Source organism: Agathobacter ruminis (genome assembly GCF_002735305.1).
GTDB lineage: Bacteria > Bacillota > Clostridia > Lachnospirales > Lachnospiraceae > Roseburia > Roseburia ruminis.
On sequence record NZ_PDYG01000097.1, the window covers coordinates 1 to 204 of the forward strand.

1 protein-coding gene is annotated in these 204 nt (G+C 34.8%); it reads right to left on the minus strand.

The features are described from left to right. Positions 1-204, minus strand: a 204-nt coding sequence (locus CSX02_RS13635) for a hypothetical protein (protein ID WP_189281513.1), incomplete at both ends; no start/stop codon positions are given.

A 204-nucleotide genomic window follows, 5' to 3' on the forward strand; every position in this document is an offset into this window, starting at 1 on the left:
TTTTAATAGAAATGCATTATGATCATTATCTATCGTCCCCATATAATTAAAATATCCAATATCGGATACCAAAACCACAAGATGATTTCTCTCACCCACACCTATAAAGCCAATACTAGATGCACAAAAATCCACCGTCTCATTTTCTTCATTTTCCAACTGAAAGTCTGCATAGGCAATCTTACCGTTTGTACAGGTATTTCC